This window comes from Legionella dresdenensis (assembly GCF_042649825.1).
In the GTDB taxonomy this organism is placed as follows: domain Bacteria; phylum Pseudomonadota; class Gammaproteobacteria; order Legionellales; family Legionellaceae; genus Legionella_C; species Legionella_C dresdenensis.
The window spans coordinates 475,806-492,802 of sequence record NZ_JBHSAB010000001.1 but is presented as its reverse complement, the minus strand read 5'-3'; the positions used below and the strand labels follow the sequence as shown (position 1 = coordinate 492,802).

Genomic DNA, 16,997 nt, shown 5'->3' with positions numbered 1-16,997 from the left:
AATTTATTCCTTTACTCAAGGTTTTCCTCCACGTCGAGATACGGCCTCTGGCGCTTTTGCTGCATTAATCACCTTCTCCAGCGAACGGGCATTGCTGAACCATCCCGGGGTAATCCGCTGGTAATTAAGCGCCTTGTGAAGTTCAGAGTTTTTATCTTGCACCAGAGTTGAGAGAGGCGCGTCTTTCTCTAACTTATTAATCGCTTTGACCAGACGATCGAGCTTCTGTTTACTGTTCATCCAGTAAGGATTATGGCTATTTTGGCCATTTTTCAAACGAATTAATACTCCAATCAGTTCATTGGCTGTGTTATTTTTCTTTTTATCCAAATAGTAAACCGCCTTGTAAAACACAGGCATGTCACCAGGAGAATACGCTCTGGCAATCTTTCTTACACAGGCATGATGCTTGCTATAATACTCTTCAACTTTGTCATGGTTTTGCGTCAAAGCATAACCAAAGGCAATAGCGTTTACATCCGCTTTGTATTTAGTGCGATATTCCTCAACTTTGTCATAATTGGCAGCCAGCGCATAACCAATAACTATTTCATTTACATCTGCCTTGTATTTTTCTCGGTATTTTTCAACTTTTTTATGGTTATTATGCGTTGCATAGGCCAGAGCAATATACGATGGATCAGCTTTATGTATATCGCGATACACTTTCATTTTCTTGTCGCTTCCAACACTGACATAAGCCGCGGCAATAAAATGGGCCAGGTCTTTATCCTGCTTAAAATACTCATCCGCTTTGCTATCATTGCCGGCAAGGGCATAACCTGCAGCAATAAATGCTATGTCTGCTTTAAGTTTGTCTCGGTACCACGCCACTTTTTCTTCGTTTCCGACGAAAGCATAACCATGTGCGATTAAATCTTTGTCAGCGTTATGCGGAGGGGCTCGATATTCCTCAACTTTGGCGTGATTGCCAGCAATTGCATATCCCATGGCAATACTGTTCGGGCAGGCGCCGTAACGTCTTAAGAGTTCAACGGCTTTATCATTTCCCTCCAATGCGTGTTGACCTGCGGGGGTCAGAAAGGGCGGTTTTGAATTTATGTAGTTAAGGAATTGATCTTTCAATTCGGAAGTTTTGTTATTTTTGGCGGCTTGGTAAATGGCATCAAACATAGAATATTCTTTTTGTGATTGAATTGATCTTATTTTACAATAAAAGATCATTTATTGACAATAATAACTCTCTGTGCAGGTTGGGTCGTTTGACCCAACAAAAGATGGTTGAATAAAGGGAAATGTTGGGTCAAACGACCCAACCTACATGCTATAATTATAAGAGGAACAAATCTTGCTTGAAAGTAATTTACCCTTTTTTCGAGTACAGCAATGCAGCGACAACTTCGCAGACAGAATGGATTTAGCCTACTGGAAGTCCTGATAAGCACCGTAGTGCTCGCTATCGGCTTGCTTGGTATTGCCGCATTACAGGCAAATGCAATTCGATACAACCAATCGGCCCAGCTGCGTTCTATTGCCGTTGCACAAATCAGTAACATGATTGATCGCCTGGTTGCCAATCCAACCGGAGTCACGGCCGGCTTTTATAATTCAGTGACTGGTATCCCGGCCATGCCCAGCTGCACTACCTGTTCCGCTTCCGAAATTGCCTTGCGTGATACTAATGAATGGAATACCGCCAATAGACTGTTATTGCCTTCAGGGCAGGGAACAATAACCCGGAATGGCAATCAGTTTGTGATTACCATACGCTGGGATAATGCGCGAACCGGCGCGGCTGGCCTCGGATGTAGCGGGGATGCGGATGTTGATTTAACTTGTCTGGCTATGGAGGTGGTCATATGAGGTTTAAATCAGCTGCAGGCTTTTCAATCGTAGAGTTTTTAATCGCAACCAGTCTGGGTGCGCTTCTGATCGCAATAGCCGGTGCGGTTTATTTAAGTAACAAAACGACTTACCGAATTCAGGATGGCTTGGCCCGTTTGCAGGAAAATGGCCGATATGCGGCCTATATTCTCGCCAAAGATCTCCGAATGGCCGGCTTTCAGGGCTGTGCAAATCAGCGTCAGGTAAAAGTGACAAATTTGGTCACAAATCCCTCTATAGTGTTAAATTATGACACGCCATTGCTTGGTTTTGATGGCTTAAGCAGTACTTTCAGTCCGGCTTTACCTGCTAATATTACCGGCAAGGCGGTTACCGGAAATGATGTGGTTGAAATCCGTATGGCTTCCAATAGAGGAGTACAGCTTCGTGAGGATATGAACAGAACCAATAATCCAATTTTGGTCTACGATCGCCTGGATATTCAGGCCGGTATGCCAATTATGATCACCAACTGTGTTATCGGTGATATATTTATCGCTGGCGCAAATTCCAATGCAACCGCGATTACTCACACTGTAACTAATAATAATGCCAATGACTTAAGCATACCTTACTTGCATACCGCACAGATTATGCAACTGCTTTATTATGCCTATTATATTAAAAATACCGGACGGGTTAATGCACAGGGACAACCCGTTTATGCCTTGATGAGGCAGGATATAAACGGTAATGAAATAGAGTTGGCCGAAGGCGTAGAACGTATGCGTATTACTTATGGCGTTGATACCAATACCGACAATGTTGTAGACAGCTACCAGACTGCTACCCAGATTAACGCGGCTAATAATTGGAACAACGTTATCAGCATCCGTATTAATTTATTGCTTGCCACGGTCGAAAATGTCAACAATAAAATTCAGCCTTATGTTTATAACGGGTCAACTGTGACACCGACAGACAGAAAATTAAGGCGGCAATGGGAAGTATTTGTTACGTTGCGGAATCGAGGGCTTTCAACATGAAGACAATGCAGGGAGCAACGCTGGCGACAACCTTATTGTTGCTGTTTGTTATTACTCTGATTGGGGTAACAGCAATTCAGGTGACTCATATGCAGGAAAAAATGACTGCCAATCTGCAAGATAAGGAATTGTCTTTCAGGGCAGCAGAGTCGGCGTTATCGGCCGGTGAAGACTGGATCGTATCCTTACAGCAGGAACCGACGCTTTATGAACAGTGCCCAGAGTTTCCCTGTGTACAGAATTTGTTTATAAATTTTGATTATGCGGGCCAGTCAGCCTCCTGGTGGCAGGCTAATTCCGCTGCTTTTAATGGTGCATTGAAAAATATTGCCGCACCGCCTCGCTATATTATCGAGTTTTTGCAGTTTGTTCCTGATTCGCCAGTGGTGGGAAGTTCCTCATCCAAAAGTACTGGTGTTTATTATTATCAGGTCACTGCACGCGGTACCGGGGCAACGGATGACGCGGTAACAATTTTACAAACCACAACCGCAAGGAGGTTCTGATGTATCGCTCCTGGTTGCAGATTTTCCTGTTATTGTTAGTTGTCGCTCCGCAAGTATCGGCAGCGCCGCTGGATATTTCGCAGTCGCCGCTGTTTATCACCGATCGCGTGCCGCCGTTGAATATGCTTGTCATGAGCCGGGATCATAAACTGTATTTTGAAGCTTATAATGATACTTCTGATATTGATGGCGATGGCCAGATTGATATCTATTTTAAACCGTCGATTTTTTATTATGGTTATTTTGATAACAAAAAATGTTATGCCTACAATAGCTCCGGGCAATATTTTTATCCAACCTCAGTAACGGCAGATGGAAAATGCCCAGGCTCATGGAGCGGAAATTTTTTAAATTATCTGACCACGTCCCGGCTTGATGCGATCCGCAAAGTATTGTATGGCGGTTATCGCCAGACTGACAGTACGTCAGCCACCATATTGGAGCGGGCGTATATTCCTCAGGACGGCCATAGCTGGGGTAAGGAATTTCAGAGCCTTGCAGTTAATGGTTATAACATTGGTGATTATACACCGCTTACTACGCCCTCAGCGGGTAAGTATCATTTATTTGCCAATACCACTCTGCGCAATGGTACAACCAATCCCCTGCTTCGAGTGGCATTAAATCAACCCTACCGTATTTGGGAGTGGGTGAGTATCGAGGTTCCCGTTGCCGGCTCAAGGGCGCTGAATGGCGGTAGCGGACCGCTTATTTCCGGCATTACCGATTATGTTGTGCGGGTTAAAGTCTGTGATTCCGCCGTTGGCCTTGAGGACAATTGCCGTTTGTATCCTAATGGTCAATATAAGCCTATTGGTCTGCTGCAGGAGTTTGGCGAAAATAATTCCATGATGTTTGGGTTAATGACCGGCAGTTATAAAAATAACTTAAGCGGCGGCGTGTTGCGTAAAAATATTAGCAGCATCACTAATGAAATCAACCTCAATACCGGACAATTTACCACCGTCAATGGCATCATCTCTGCGATTAATAAGCTTACCGTAACCAGTTTTGGTACCGATTATAATTATTCCTGCGGTTATATTTCGACTCGCAATATCGTTAACGGCGAGTGTGAAATGTGGGGCAATCCGCTGGCCGAAATCATGTATGAAGCGGTGCGTTATCTGGCCGGCAAAGGCGCGGCAACGGCCGCCTTTAACTATTCGACTGGTCCTGATGTGACGCTTGGTTTGCCCAAACCAGCCTGGCAAAATCCTTATTCGACCAATCCTTATTGCGCCAAATCCAATATTCTGGTGTTAAGCGATGTCGAGCCTACCTATGATAGCGATCAGGTACCGGGCAGTTATTTTGATTCGTTTTCCGGCGATTTAAATCCGCCGCTTGATGCAAATGGGTTGGCGCAGACTATTTTTAATTATGAAGGTTTTTCAAGCGTACTTGCTTTTATTGGCCAGTCGCAAGGTAATAATGATGGCGCGCCAACGCCAAAAATAGTGACCGGTTTTGGCAATATCCGCGGCCTTGCCCCTCAGGAAACCAATTCACAGGGCAGTTATTATCCGGCCAGTGTTTCCTATTATGCGTATACCAATGATTTAAACAGCGCTAAAGGGGAGCAAAATGCAAAATCCTATTTTGTTGCGCTATCCTCGCCCAAGCCGCAGATCAAATTCAAGGTCGGCAATAACACGATCACTATTATTCCATTTGGAAAGTCTGTATCCGGCTTGAGTATTAACAGTGCGCAGGGGCAATATCAGCCAACCAATGAAATTGTTGATTTTTATATTGAATCATTAACAGATACTGGCGGGGTGTTTCGGGTTAATTTTGCCGATTTACAGCAGGGCGCGGATTTTGATATGGATGCAATTGTCAAATATACGATCACGGTAAATGCTAATAATACCCTGACTATTACCTCCGAGAGCATTTACGCTGCCGGCTCAATTATTCAGCATATGGGATATATTATTTCAGGAACCACTGCTGATGGCGTGTATCTGGAAGTCAGGGATTTGGATACGCCTTTGAGCTCCGATATTGATTATTTTCTGAATACGCCGCGAGGCCGTTTACCGACAATAGCAACCAGAGTATTTACCCCAAGCGGTACGCCGTCAGCCATAACATTCAATTCCCCATTGTGGTATGCGGCCAAATGGGGTGGTTTTAATGATACCAACGGCAATAATGTTCCTGATGTGGTCAGTGAGTATAGCAGTTCGGAGAGCGGCGATCCGGATAATTATTTTATGGTCACGAATGCTAATAACCTTAGACTTAGCCTGGCCAAAGCATTTGAGCAAATTCTTGACCGTTCCGGTTCATTTTCAGCAGCGGCGCTTAGTAGCGGTTTTCTGACCAGCAATACCCGTATTTATCAGGCGATATTTAAAACCAAGGACTGGAGCGGCCAGCTTTTGTCCTATGCGATTGATCCGGCAACTGGAAATATTTTGACTAACGGCGGCGGGCCGATGGGCTCCTTATGGGATGCCGCCGTAAAATTAAATGCTCAAAATTATAATAGCGGCCGAAATATATTGACCTACAAACCCTCTACCAGAAAAGGAATAAAATTCCGCTGGCCCTCTAATGCGGCAATGCCAGGAACCAGCGATCTGGATACGGTACAGATAAATGCCCTCAATCTTAATCCGGTAACAGGAGTTGCGGATGGATTAGGCGGTATACGGTTAAATTATTTACGGGGCGATAAATCACAGGAAAGCAGCAATGGCGGCAGTTTCCGTAATCGAAGCACGTTGCTCGGCGACATTATTAATTCAACACCTATCGTAATTGGTGCGCCGTCATTATTTTACCCGGCAATCTGGTCAGGCTCCGCTGCTGAAAATGCTGTTTCATACAGCAGTTTCAGGCAAAATAATCTAAACCGCAAACCGGTTATTTATGTCGGCAGTAATGACGGTTTACTGCATGCATTTGATGCAATGGAAGGAAATGAACTGTTTGCATATGTCCCTTCGGAAGTGTACAGCAACTTAAATCAGTTAACTAATGCGGCCTATACCCACCGTTATTATACCGATGGTTCGCCGACAGTGATTGATGTGTTTGCGTCGGGTAATTGGCGCACAATGCTGGTTGGAACACTCAATGCCGGCGGGCAGGGCGTGTACGCGCTAGATGTGACTGATCCTGCTCAGTTTACCGAGGCAAACGCTGGTAATATCGTTAAATGGGAATTCAATGACAATGACGATATTGATATGGGTTATAGTTACAGCCAGGCTGCTATTGTCCGGTTAGCGAATGGCGAATGGGCCGCTATTTTCGGTAATGGTTATAATAATACTGTGTCTGATGGCAGAGTAAGTACAACCGGTAACGCGGTACTTTATATCGTCAACATCACAACCGGCGCTCTGATTAAAAAACTCGACACTGGCGTTGGCATGAGCCAGGATCCTCTGAACCAGGGCCGGCCCAATGGCATGAGTAGCCCTATTGTAGTGGATCTGGATGGTAATTTTATCGCTGATTATATTTATGTCGGTGATTTGTTTGGTAATTTGTGGAAAATTGATATAACGTCGGAAAACCCGAACAGCTGGGATTTCAGTTATAAAAAATCAGGCAAACCGAGTCCGTTTTTTGTGGCTGTGGACAGCAATGGCAAGCGGCAACCTATTACCGCCAGACCAACGGTTTCCCGCCTGAATTATAGCAGTTTTGGTTTGCAGATTTATATTGCGACGGGTAAATACATCGAAACCAGCGATAAAACCGATGTAAGCGTCCAGAGCGTTTATGCTTTGCGGGATGACAATACCACGGCAATCTCTGGCAGGGCGCAATTACGTCAGCAGTTTATTCTGTCAGAAGATAATAATGCCAGAGTGGTCAGTGATAATTTGCTGGCCAATAATGATCGCGGCTGGTATCTTGACCTTATCGTTAATGGTCAGGCAAGAGGGGAGCGCGTGGTTTCCAGCTTGCTGTATATCAGCGGCAAACTGATTTTCTCAACGATTATTCCAACCAGCGATCCCTGTGACTATGGCGGTGAGAGTTGGTTGATGGAACTTAATGCACTTAATGGCAGCCGTTTGAATTATAATGTTTTTGATATGAATCGGGATGGCGCGTTTAATGAATCGGATTCAGTAACATACAGTTCTGGCGGTACCAGTAACCTTGTGCCTGCAAGCGGTCTTAAATCGGAAGTAGGGCTTATCACTACTCCGTCGGTATTAAATGCCGGCACTAAAGAGTATAAGTATTTACCAGGAACCAGCGGCGGCATCCAGAAAGTTGGTGAAAACCCGGGACAACAAATATTCGGCAGACAGTCATGGCGGCAATATCAGTAAATCCAAGGGCCAAAAAAGAGTGTTGGGCTTTACAGCCCATAGCCGTCAAGCTAAGGAATTAAATTTATACATTTCACAATATCGTTCGGGCTGAGGAAGCGCTTTAGCGCTGTCTCGAAGCCTGTGGTACAGTGCCACGCCTTCGAGACAAATGCTCCGCATTTTCCTCAGGCCGAACGAATATGTGCTGTAAAACCCATAGCAGGCAGTTAAGGAATTTTGTACATTTACTATTCTAATTTCCTATGTACCTGGCTTAGCTTGACGGCTATGGGCTGTAAAGCCCAACACTCCTCTCCAACATCACAAAGACTGCAAAGCTGGTTCCGCTTGAGGAACATTCTGCCAACCCTTATAATGAATCAGGCAAGCCACAAGCGCTGCCATCACCACTGTAAATCCAATCATACAGACAAGAAATGAACCAACCACGGCTCCGCTCAATACTACAAAACACCCAGCCAGCATGGCCATGCCATAAAGTGCGGCTGCCCGATTGCTCGCCTGGTTTTGTATCCGGGCATGATGGCGCGGCGTTTGAGCGGGCGTGGTTTGAGCGTGCTGAAAAAAAATGGTTTTAATGTCATTGCTGTCAGGGCGAATTAGCTCGGTTTGAGCTTTACGTTGTAAAGCTTTAAGAGTGTTTATCAGTGATTGTTTCAGTCCGGGCTTAAGATTTTCCCAGTATACGGCGTTCTCTGTAGTGTTTGCCTGCTGTTCAAACAATTCATTCATATGAGTGCTTAACACTGAAATGATGTCATCTGCCTGCAAAGACATATCATCGGGTGACAGCTGAGCAAAATCCCGCTCATCCAGCTGTTGCCCCACAAGCTCGCCAAGATTGTTCATATGAATCCTGGTCATTCTCACTCCTTATAAAAATAACATCCCTTTCCCCTCTCGATGGCTTTGTTGAATAAGTCATTTGGGAAAGTTTGATTGTATGTAAAATAATCAAACCAACCATTTGTCATCCCCGCGAAGGCGGGGGATCCATCCATCAAACAAAGTTAGGCGCTAACTTGAGACATGGATTCCCGCCTTCGCGGGAATGACAGTACTATTTATTTAACAAAGTCCCTCTCGATGAGAAGGGAAAATAAGCATATAGTTACTTTTGTTCAAAATCCATTTATTTGACGACTATAAGTCATCTGACACAACATTATCCTGATTCAATATTTGACGCAATAAAAACAATTACCGCCTGACAACCGGCGCCAATGTCTGTAACAACGCTTTAAATACTTTTGGTGTACCGGCAACGACATCACCTTGTTTGAGATAATCTTCTCCGCCTTGCATATCGCTAATCAGGCCGCCGGCTTCCTTAAGAATTAAAGTCGCTGCCGCTATATCCCAGACTCTTAAACCAAAATCCCAGAAACCATCCAGCCTGCCGCAGGCGACATAGGCTAAATCAAGCGCTGCAGAGCCTGTTCGTCTTAGCCCCGCGCATTTGCCGACCATGGCTTCAAAGCTCGGCAGATAACGCTGCGCCAGATTTTCATTATGCAGGCGAAGGCCGGAACCCAGCAAAGATGAGCTCAATTGTGTCTGCTTTGATACTCTGATTCGGCGATCATTTAACTGAGCCCCCCGGCCGCGGCTGGCAGAAAAACATTCATGTCTAATGGGATCATAAACCACAGCATGCTCAATACGGCCTTTTATTCGATGAGCAATCGAGACGCAATAATAAGGAAAGCCATGTAGAAAATTGGTTGTACCATCGATAGGATCGATGATCCATACCGATTCAGCATCCGGGTTATGCGTACCGCTTTCCTCTGCAATAATGCCGTGCTCAGGGTAGGCTTTAAGAATAGTGCTGATAATTGCCTGTTCAGCCTTGATATCGACTTCACTGAATGATTCGTCACTGCTTTTGGCAGTGACTTTGATTCTATCCAGCATTTCGATATGGCGATTAATGATATCGCCTGCCTGCCGGGCAGCAGTAACGGCTATATTTAGTAATGGTTGCATAAAAAATTGCTCTTTAGATCGACAAAGGCAGCAATTCTATCACATTTTTTTTGCACAGATGGTATATTAGATCCAGATATTTTAAATTAACCTGACTCATGAACTTTAATTCTGTCCGTATTGTTTTAGTTGCTACTACTCATCCTGGAAATATAGGCGCCACAGCGCGCGCGATGAAAACTATGGGTTTTTCCAGGCTGTATCTGGTTACGCCCAAAATATTTCCTGATCTGAGGGCGAATGAAATGGCTGCCGGCGCTGATGATATTTTAGCCAATTGTGTGGTAGTCGATTCTTTGGATAACGCTTTGCAAGGTTGTCATTTGGCTATTGCAACCAGCGCCCGTCCGCGTGATTTGGCGTTAGAAGGATTAACGACAACTGAATTGGCAGACATGGTTGCCCGCAATTCCGATAGCAGTGAAATTGCAATTGTGTTTGGCAGGGAACATGCTGGTCTGACCAATGAAGAGCTCCTGCGTTGTAATTATCACGTCAATATTCCTTCAAATCCTGAATACAGTTCATTAAACCTGGCGCAGGCGGTACAGATCATCGTTTATGAATTACGTATGAAATTGCTGTCTCCTGCCGGGCAGGTTGCCTGCCGGCAGGAACCGCAGGCGGATATTGAGGAAATCGAGCGCTTCTACCAACACCTTGCTGAAGTATTAAAAGAAATTAATTTTTTAAAACCTGAAAATGGCAAACGGCTGCAACAGCGTTTGCGCCGCCTGTTTAACCGGGCGCGGCTGGAACAGATGGAAGTTAATATTCTGAGAGGCATTTTAAGCCACATGCAAAATGCCCTGAAATGGGCCGCCCGAAGCAATCGGAGCCAGGATCATGAGTGATTTGCCGATTTATTTTGATTACATGGCAACTACCCCGCTAGATCCGCGGGTACGGGCTAAAATGCTCGATTATCTTGATTGCGACAGCCATTTTGGCAATCCGGCGTCAACGACTCATATTTACGGCAAAATAGCTGCCTGTGCGGTTGAAGAGGCCAGAATGCAAGTCGCCTCTGCCGTCCATGCCGAACCGCACGAAATAGTATTTACTTCCGGCGCTACTGAAGCTAATAATCTGGCCATTCTTGGTGCAGCCCGTTTTTACCAGCGCAAAGGCCGGCACGTCATTACCATGACCACTGAGCATAAGGCTGTTCTTGATTCCTTTCATCAGTTGGAAAAAGAAGGATTCAAGGTGACTTACCTTAAGCCTGAACCAGATGGGCTTCTGGAGTTAAATAATCTGGCAGAAGCGATTACCAGCGAAACGATTCTGGTTTCTATTATGCACGTCAATAACGAGATTGGCGTAGTGCAGGATATTGTGAACATTGGCAACACTTTGCGGAACAAGGGTATTATCTTTCATTGCGACGCGGCGCAAAGCGCCGGCAAAATTGCGATAAACCTGCGTGAGTTGCCGGTGGATCTTATGGCGTTTTCCGCCCATAAAAATTATGGTCCCAAAGGCATAGGGGCGTTGTATGTCCGTTCACGGCCGCGCGTCAGAATACAGCCGCAATCTTTTGGCGGCGGGCATGAAAACGGTCTGCGCTCAGGCACTTTGCCCACTCATCAGATTGCAGGAATGGGCGAAGCTTTTGCTATAGCTGAGCAGTGCAGAGAGACTGACCAGGCAAGAATTCTGGCGTTAAGGCAACAATTATGGCAGGGCATCCGGCATTTGCCCGGTATCCGGTTAAATGGCCATCCGGAGCAGCGGGTGGCCGGCAACCTGAATATCAGTTTTACTGGTATAGAAGGAACATCCTTGCTATATGCCTTGCGCGAATTAGCGGTTTCAAATGCGTCAGCCTGTACTTCAGCAAGCCATCAGCCGTCGTATGTGTTACAATCACTGGGATTAAGCGCTGAATTGGCTTATAGCTCCATTCGGTTATCGCTGGGCCGTTTTACTACCCGTGAGCAGGTTGAGCAGGCGATTAAAATTATTACTGAGCAGGTTACACGTTTGCGTGAAATTTCACCTTTATGAATTATAATAAAATAGTCGAAAGCTGTTTTTTTCAGCCAAAGCACATAGGTGTGCTGGATCTTTCTCTGCCGTTTACGGTTACTGTAAGAGCCGGCGACCCCGAGCATGGCGAATTTTTTGATCTTTATTGGCAAAGTAACGAGGCTGGCCAGATTGTCCGAACCTGTTTTAAAGCCTATGGCAACCCTTATCTGATTGCCGCTCTGGAATGGGTCTGCAGACATTGCGAGCAGACCAGCCTGACCGGGCATCCGAGCCTGGATTACAGGCTTTTGGTGGAAAAACTGGAAATACCAGCCCAGTTATATGCAATCGCCCTGAAGGTTGAGAAAAGTTATAAAGATATTGTCAATTTAATGAATAGCAGATTGGAGAAGAGTAATGACTGAGGTAGTGCAACACGAAGCAAGCAAATTGACTGGTTTAACCTTAAGCGAGTCTGCCAAAGCACACATTTTAAATTACCTCAACCAGCAACAGCAGTGCAGCGGCGTACGTTTCTCAGTCAAAAAAACCGGCTGCTCAGGACTGTCCTATGTTATTGACTATGTTCATGCTGCGGAAGAAACAGATATCGTCCTGCCCTTATCTCAGGAATATAAAATTTATATTGATAAAAAAAGCTATCCTTTCATCAAGGGCATGACTGTTGATTATATCAGACAAGGCTTAAACCAGAAATTCGTCTACACCAACCCGAATGAAAAAGGACAGTGCGGCTGCGGCGAAAGCTTCACAGTTTAGGTAGGAATTGCCCCCATAAAAGGACTTACCGCAGAGATTCAAATTTCCCCCTCTCCCGTACCGGGAGGGCTTTGTTGAATAAATAGAGAGTAGCCTTGATGCAGCGAAGCGTAATCAAGGTTTCTATCCCGTTTTTAGGCATCTATGCCTTGCAAGTTCAGAGCGGGTAAGCCCTTTCCTTTAACGCTTTTTCCAAACACGTATGAAGCCCTCCTGACGCTCCCAGATGCCACTCTGGCATCTGAGGGTTTGGAAAAAGCGTTTAAAGGAAAGGACTTACTGGCAGAGATTGGAAGCTTACAATTACACGGCGTGCATCGAGAAATATGCACTTGACATCATATGTTTTTAAAGACATAATAAATAATATGAACTGGAAAATTATATTTCAAGAAGATTTTGATTTGGAATTCGATGAACTAAGTGATTTAGTTCAAAATGAATGTTTGGCTCATTTAAAAGTTTTAGAAAGGTTTGGGCCAGAATTAGGTCGGCCTCATGTAGATACTCTAAAGGGTTCTAAACATTCTAATATGAAAGAACTTCGATTTAATGCCGATAATGGAGTATGGCGACTCGCGTTTGCCTTTGATCCTCCCGTCAAGGGATTTTGCTTATTTGCGGCGATAAATCAGGGGGAAGTGAAAAGAGATTTTATAAAGATTTAATTAAAAAAGCTGATCAGCGGTTTGATATGCATTTATCAAACTTAAAAAAGTGAGGTGAATATGGCTAGATCACTTAAGGATAAAATGAATTCTCTCTCAACCGAGAGAAAAAGTATGATCCAGAAACGAGCTAATCAATTAATCGCAGAAGAAATGACTCTACGCGATTTACGCTTGGCTCTTGAGAAGACCCAGCAAGATCTTGGTCAAGTTTTACATATGAAACAAGAAGGGATATCCAGGTTAGAAAAACGCTCTGATATGTTAATTTCAACATTGAATAAATATATTTCAGCTATGGGAGGTTCCTTAAAATTAATGGCTGAGTTTCCTGATAGAGCCCCGGTAGAAATTCATGGTATTGCAGATATTAAATCTTATTAATGCATCAATCGCATTGATGCAACGCAGCGCAATTAAGGTTTATCTCCCGCTGGCTGGAGCCCCCACCTTGCAAGTTCAGTGCAGGATCTTTATGTGTTAAAACAAGCTCCCGGATATCTTTCATTCGTTGGGTAAATGCTCCTTTTTTTATTCCGAGCTCATTCTCAAGAAGAGTAAACTGATTTAAACCAATTTTTGCAAAAGTATAGCGATCTCCAATTCTGAAAGAGAAGAATGTATGTGCATAGAAGATCATAAAATGGCGCCATTTCATTTTTATTTAATTCTTATTATAGTGAGAATTCCTGGAAAAAAATTTATTAAGCTTGAAAATTACCCTTAATGAGAATTGGTAATTGCGGTTGCAGAAGAACAACATTGCAGGTTGAGCCGTTTTGACCCAACATTCGGATTTTCAATTATGATTGAAATAAGTAACGCCCATTAAGTTATTTTTTGTTTATTTAAAGCACAGATTTTTAAATTTACCTCGATCTGCCCCCTCTCCCGCGAAAGGAATTTGAATAGTATGATGTGGTCCTTCGCGGGAGAGGGTTGGGGAGAGGGAATGTCACGAAAAAAATTATTACCAAAGCCTAAAGGGAGGCATGGGAAAAATGATCGCTAATTTTTGGAAGCTGTTTGCTGAATCCTTCGAACAGGGGCTGCCTGGCGTGACTTATTATTAGACTATGGCACAGTATCGATTTGCCCACTTCCCTCTCCCCAACCCTCTCCCGCGAAGAACCATCAGTATACTATTCAAATTCCTGTCGCGGGAGAGGGGGCAGATCGGGGTAAATTTAAAAATCTGTGCTTTAAATAAACAAAAAATAACTTTAGCGGCGTTACCTAGCTTACCTGATAAATATCTTTAATGACTCAAAACGACCCAACCTACATGTAATACAAAAAAATTGTCCAGCACAAAGTCTTGAAATACTGGTTCTGCCTTACTCCAGCAATACAACATAAGTTAAAAAGCCAAAATAGACTATATATTGTACAAAAAGATATTATTTCTTTCTCAAAAGACATACTTTGATAAAAAAAGCTTGATAAATGCGCATTTTTTCCTTAAGCTTCCGTTAAGAAATGAATATCAAACAAACAATGTTTACATTCTTTGTCATGTTTGTTAGTATATGAAGCACGGTGCACTATTTCAAAAAAATGGTGTTTTAAAAATAAACTATTTGAACCTTATGGAGAGAATCATGAGCGCAGTTATGCAAGGTATCGAACAGGTAAATGAGGCGTTGACACAACAAGTGGTCAGTGCAGTTAAAAACTATTTGAATACAGTTGGCAGTAAAGAAGCGAACCTTAACCTATATCAACTTATCGTTGAAGAAGTAGAAGCGCCTTTATTCCGTACTGTTATGGAAATGACCCGCTATAACCAATCAAAAGCAGCGCGTGTCCTGGGTGTAAGCCGTGGAACATTGCGTACTAAACTGAAACGCTATTTTGATGATGAGTTTATCGGAACTCGCGGATAATAGATCTGGTATTAACGCGGGCAGTTTGCTATTATTAGTAACAAAGTCGGTCAGGCAATCGCTCTTTGCTAGTCAAAGGGAGGAAAGTCCGGGCTCCATAGGGTAAAGTGCCAGGTAACTCCTGGGAGGCGCGAGCCTACGGAAAGTGCCACAGAAAATATACCGCCTTCCGTATTATGCGGCAGGTAAGGGTGAAATGGTGCGGTAAGAGCGCACCGCGCGACTGGCAACAGGCGTGGCAGGGAAAACCCCACTCGGAGCAAGACCAAATAGGAATCTGCCCTGCTTATGCAGGAACGTATGACCCATACGAGATTCGGGTAGGTTGCTTGAGGTATGTGGCGACACATATCCCAGATGAATGATTGTCCGCGACAGAACCCGGCTTATCGACCGACTTTTCCTTACTCCTCACCGATATTTCTCTTGCCAATCCTGAATCCAGCTATTACTATCATCCATTCTTAATTTCATAATCTTGTTATCTATGATGCTCTGTATTGACGTCGGTAATTCCCATATCTATGGCGGTGTTTTTACTGATGATGAAATTCGTCTGCGTTTTCGCCATACTTCAAAAGCCAGTACATCGGATGAATTGGGTATTTTCTTAAAAACAGTACTACGGGAAAATAATTGCGACCCTGAATTGATTAATGAAATCGCCATATGCTCGGTTGTTCCGCAAATGGATTACTCATTACGGTCAGCTTGCGTTAAATACTTCAATGTTGAACCTTTTTTTCTCCAGGCCGGAGTAAAAACAGGGCTTAATATCAAATACCGCAATCCTATTGAAGTCGGAGCTGATCGGATCGCCAATGCAATTGCCGCGACACAGGCGTTTCCCGCCCAAAACATTATTGTTATTGACTATGGGACCGCAACAACTTTTTGTGTCATTGACGCCCGCAAAGCCTATCTTGGCGGTGCCATTCTGCCGGGAGTGCGCCTGTCGGTCGATGCGTTGTCGAATAATACCGCTAAACTGTCAGCGGTAGAGATCATTCGCTCAGAACAGGCAATTGGCCGTTCAACCTCAGAAAGTATCCAGTCAGGCGTCTTCTTTGGTGCAGTCGGCGCTTGCAAGGAGTTAATTGCGAATATCAAAGCGGAAGCTTTTCCTGAACAGGACTGTCTGGTTCTGGCAACCGGTGGTTTCGCGTCTTTGTTTGAAAAGAGCGATATCTACCATATATTAATGCCGGATCTGGTCTTGCAGGGTGTGCGGCAAGCTGCGATAATGAACAGATAGTTGGTTTTTTGTTGTAACGATGGTTTTTTTCAGTTGTAACTCCGTTATCACGTGGTTGTCTTCGAAAAATTAAGATCAAATCAGCGTAGGTTGGGCTGTTAAGCCCAACAATTCAATTGCAATTACTTAATACTACAAAGCCAAATTAACAGCATTAAATCCACAATATAAACAATCGCAACATTTTTCCAATAAAAAATCCTGAAAAAGTGTTGACGATTGGAAATTTGTGTACCTATAGTGTATAAAAGTGGAATAAAATATAAAAAAAGTGGAGAATTGTGGAGAAAGGTTTTTTAACTTGACCCACAAGTAAAAAAATGTTTCGAGGAATCAATGCGATCACAATTGACGGGAAAGGTCGGTTTGCTGTGCCGACGCGCTACCGTAATGCGTTAGGGGAAGATCAAAAGTCCTCCCTGGTGGTGACTATTGATACTGAAGAAACATGTTTGTTGCTTTATACGGCATCTGAATGGCTGCTAATTGAGGAAAAGTTACAGCGCTTACCAAGCTTTAATGCAGCAGCCAGGCGGATCCAACGTTTATTGATGGGACATGCCACTGATGTAGAGCTGGATAGTAATTTTCGGCTGTTATTGCCGCCGCTTCTGCGTGAATACGCAAAACTTGAAAAAGAAGCGGTGTTAATCGGCCAAGGAAATAAATTTGAAATCTGGGATGAAAAAATTTGGCAGGAAAGACGTGATTGCTGGCTGGCTGAAGAAGCGGCGCAACAAGATACTCTTCCTGATGAAATGAAGACGTTTTCTTTGTAATTATTTGTAGATAGTGGAA

The 16,997-nt window shown here is 44.0% G+C and carries 17 protein-coding genes and 1 other RNA gene; 14 read left to right on the top strand and 4 right to left on the bottom strand.

Features of this window, described 5'->3' with window-relative positions:
- Nucleotides 1–15: 15 nt before the first annotated feature.
- Nucleotides 16–1,134 (bottom strand): hypothetical protein, encoded by a 1,119-nt coding sequence (locus ACFORL_RS02125; RefSeq protein WP_382340627.1) that lies wholly within the window; start codon nt 1,132–1,134, stop codon nt 16–18.
- 213 nt (nt 1,135–1,347) lie between these two features.
- On the opposite strand from ACFORL_RS02125, the gene pilV reads away from it, so the two are divergent.
- From pilV to ACFORL_RS02105, 4 genes are read left to right on the top strand one after another with little or no spacing between them, the layout of a single operon-like run.
- A complete protein-coding gene (gene pilV, locus ACFORL_RS02120; protein ID WP_382340625.1) occupies nt 1,348–1,824 on the top strand; it encodes a type IV pilus modification protein PilV in 477 nt (158 codons plus the stop codon).
- Nucleotides 1,821–2,831 (top strand): PilW family protein, encoded by a 1,011-nt coding sequence (locus tag ACFORL_RS02115; protein ID WP_382340623.1) that lies wholly within the window; start codon nt 1,821–1,823, stop codon nt 2,829–2,831. The genes pilV and ACFORL_RS02115 overlap by 4 nt, the downstream gene beginning before the upstream one ends.
- The gene (locus ACFORL_RS02110) at nt 2,828–3,337 is read left to right on the top strand and encodes a pilus assembly PilX family protein (RefSeq protein WP_382340621.1); all 510 of its coding nucleotides are present in this window, start codon (nt 2,828–2,830) and stop codon (nt 3,335–3,337) included. Before ACFORL_RS02115 ends, ACFORL_RS02110 begins: the two co-directional genes overlap by 4 nt.
- Complete coding sequence (locus ACFORL_RS02105) at nt 3,337–7,644, top strand: pilus assembly protein (protein ID WP_382340620.1); 4,308 nt, start codon at nt 3,337–3,339, stop codon at nt 7,642–7,644. Before ACFORL_RS02110 ends, ACFORL_RS02105 begins: the two co-directional genes overlap by 1 nt.
- A gap of 303 nt (nt 7,645–7,947) precedes the next feature.
- Here the strand turns inward: ACFORL_RS02105 and ACFORL_RS02100 are convergent, their stop codons facing one another.
- Both ACFORL_RS02100 and ACFORL_RS02095 read right to left on the bottom strand, forming a co-directional pair.
- A complete protein-coding gene (locus ACFORL_RS02100; protein ID WP_382340618.1) occupies nt 7,948–8,511 on the bottom strand; it encodes a hypothetical protein in 564 nt (187 codons plus the stop codon).
- 336 nt (nt 8,512–8,847) lie between these two features.
- Nucleotides 8,848–9,636: an inositol monophosphatase family protein gene (locus tag ACFORL_RS02095; RefSeq protein WP_382340616.1), complete on the bottom strand. Its 789-nt coding sequence runs from the start codon at nt 9,634–9,636 to the stop codon at nt 8,848–8,850.
- 98 nt (nt 9,637–9,734) lie between these two features.
- Between ACFORL_RS02095 and ACFORL_RS02090 the strand changes: the two genes are divergently transcribed.
- The 6 genes from ACFORL_RS02090 to ACFORL_RS02065 all read left to right on the top strand — a co-directional run bounded on the left by ACFORL_RS02090 (nt 9,735) and on the right by ACFORL_RS02065 (nt 13,442).
- The gene (locus ACFORL_RS02090) at nt 9,735–10,490 is read left to right on the top strand and encodes an RNA methyltransferase (protein ID WP_382340614.1); all 756 of its coding nucleotides are present in this window, start codon (nt 9,735–9,737) and stop codon (nt 10,488–10,490) included.
- Entirely contained in the window at nt 10,483–11,646 is a 1,164-nt protein-coding gene (locus ACFORL_RS02085; protein WP_382340613.1) for an IscS subfamily cysteine desulfurase, read from the top strand. The genes ACFORL_RS02090 and ACFORL_RS02085 overlap by 8 nt, the downstream gene beginning before the upstream one ends.
- Nucleotides 11,643–12,035, top strand: coding sequence for an iron-sulfur cluster assembly scaffold protein (locus ACFORL_RS02080; protein ID WP_382340611.1), 393 nt, complete (start codon nt 11,643–11,645; stop codon nt 12,033–12,035). Before ACFORL_RS02085 ends, ACFORL_RS02080 begins: the two co-directional genes overlap by 4 nt.
- Entirely contained in the window at nt 12,028–12,390 is a 363-nt protein-coding gene (locus ACFORL_RS02075; RefSeq protein ID WP_382340609.1) for a HesB/IscA family protein, read from the top strand. Before ACFORL_RS02080 ends, ACFORL_RS02075 begins: the two co-directional genes overlap by 8 nt.
- A 368-nt stretch (nt 12,391–12,758) precedes the next feature.
- The gene (locus tag ACFORL_RS02070) at nt 12,759–13,058 is read left to right on the top strand and encodes a type II toxin-antitoxin system RelE/ParE family toxin (protein ID WP_382340608.1); all 300 of its coding nucleotides are present in this window, start codon (nt 12,759–12,761) and stop codon (nt 13,056–13,058) included.
- A 60-nt stretch (nt 13,059–13,118) separates the two neighbouring features.
- Nucleotides 13,119–13,442 carry a helix-turn-helix domain-containing protein gene (locus ACFORL_RS02065; protein WP_382340607.1) on the top strand — a complete coding sequence of 108 codons (324 nt, stop codon included), beginning with the start codon at nt 13,119–13,121 and terminating at the stop codon, nt 13,440–13,442.
- 4 nt (nt 13,443–13,446) lie between these two features.
- Here the strand turns inward: ACFORL_RS02065 and ACFORL_RS02060 are convergent, their stop codons facing one another.
- Nucleotides 13,447–13,698, bottom strand: coding sequence for a hypothetical protein (locus ACFORL_RS02060; RefSeq protein ID WP_382340606.1), 252 nt, complete (start codon nt 13,696–13,698; stop codon nt 13,447–13,449).
- Nucleotides 13,699–14,659: 961 nt separating this feature from the next.
- Here ACFORL_RS02060 and ACFORL_RS02055 point away from each other — a divergent pair.
- The 4 genes from ACFORL_RS02055 (at nt 14,660) to mraZ (ending at nt 16,978) form a co-directional block, all read left to right on the top strand.
- Complete coding sequence (locus tag ACFORL_RS02055) at nt 14,660–14,944, top strand: helix-turn-helix domain-containing protein (protein ID WP_382340604.1); 285 nt, start codon at nt 14,660–14,662, stop codon at nt 14,942–14,944.
- 42 nt (nt 14,945–14,986) lie between these two features.
- Nucleotides 14,987–15,349: RNase P RNA component class A (gene rnpB / locus ACFORL_RS02050), an RNA gene on the top strand.
- Between the two features lie 82 nt (nt 15,350–15,431).
- Complete coding sequence (locus ACFORL_RS02045) at nt 15,432–16,199, top strand: type III pantothenate kinase (RefSeq protein WP_382340601.1); 768 nt, start codon at nt 15,432–15,434, stop codon at nt 16,197–16,199.
- 320 nt (nt 16,200–16,519) lie between these two features.
- Nucleotides 16,520–16,978 (top strand): division/cell wall cluster transcriptional repressor MraZ, encoded by a 459-nt coding sequence (gene mraZ, locus ACFORL_RS02040; RefSeq protein WP_382340599.1) that lies wholly within the window; start codon nt 16,520–16,522, stop codon nt 16,976–16,978.
- Nucleotides 16,979–16,997 lie beyond the last annotated feature (19 nt).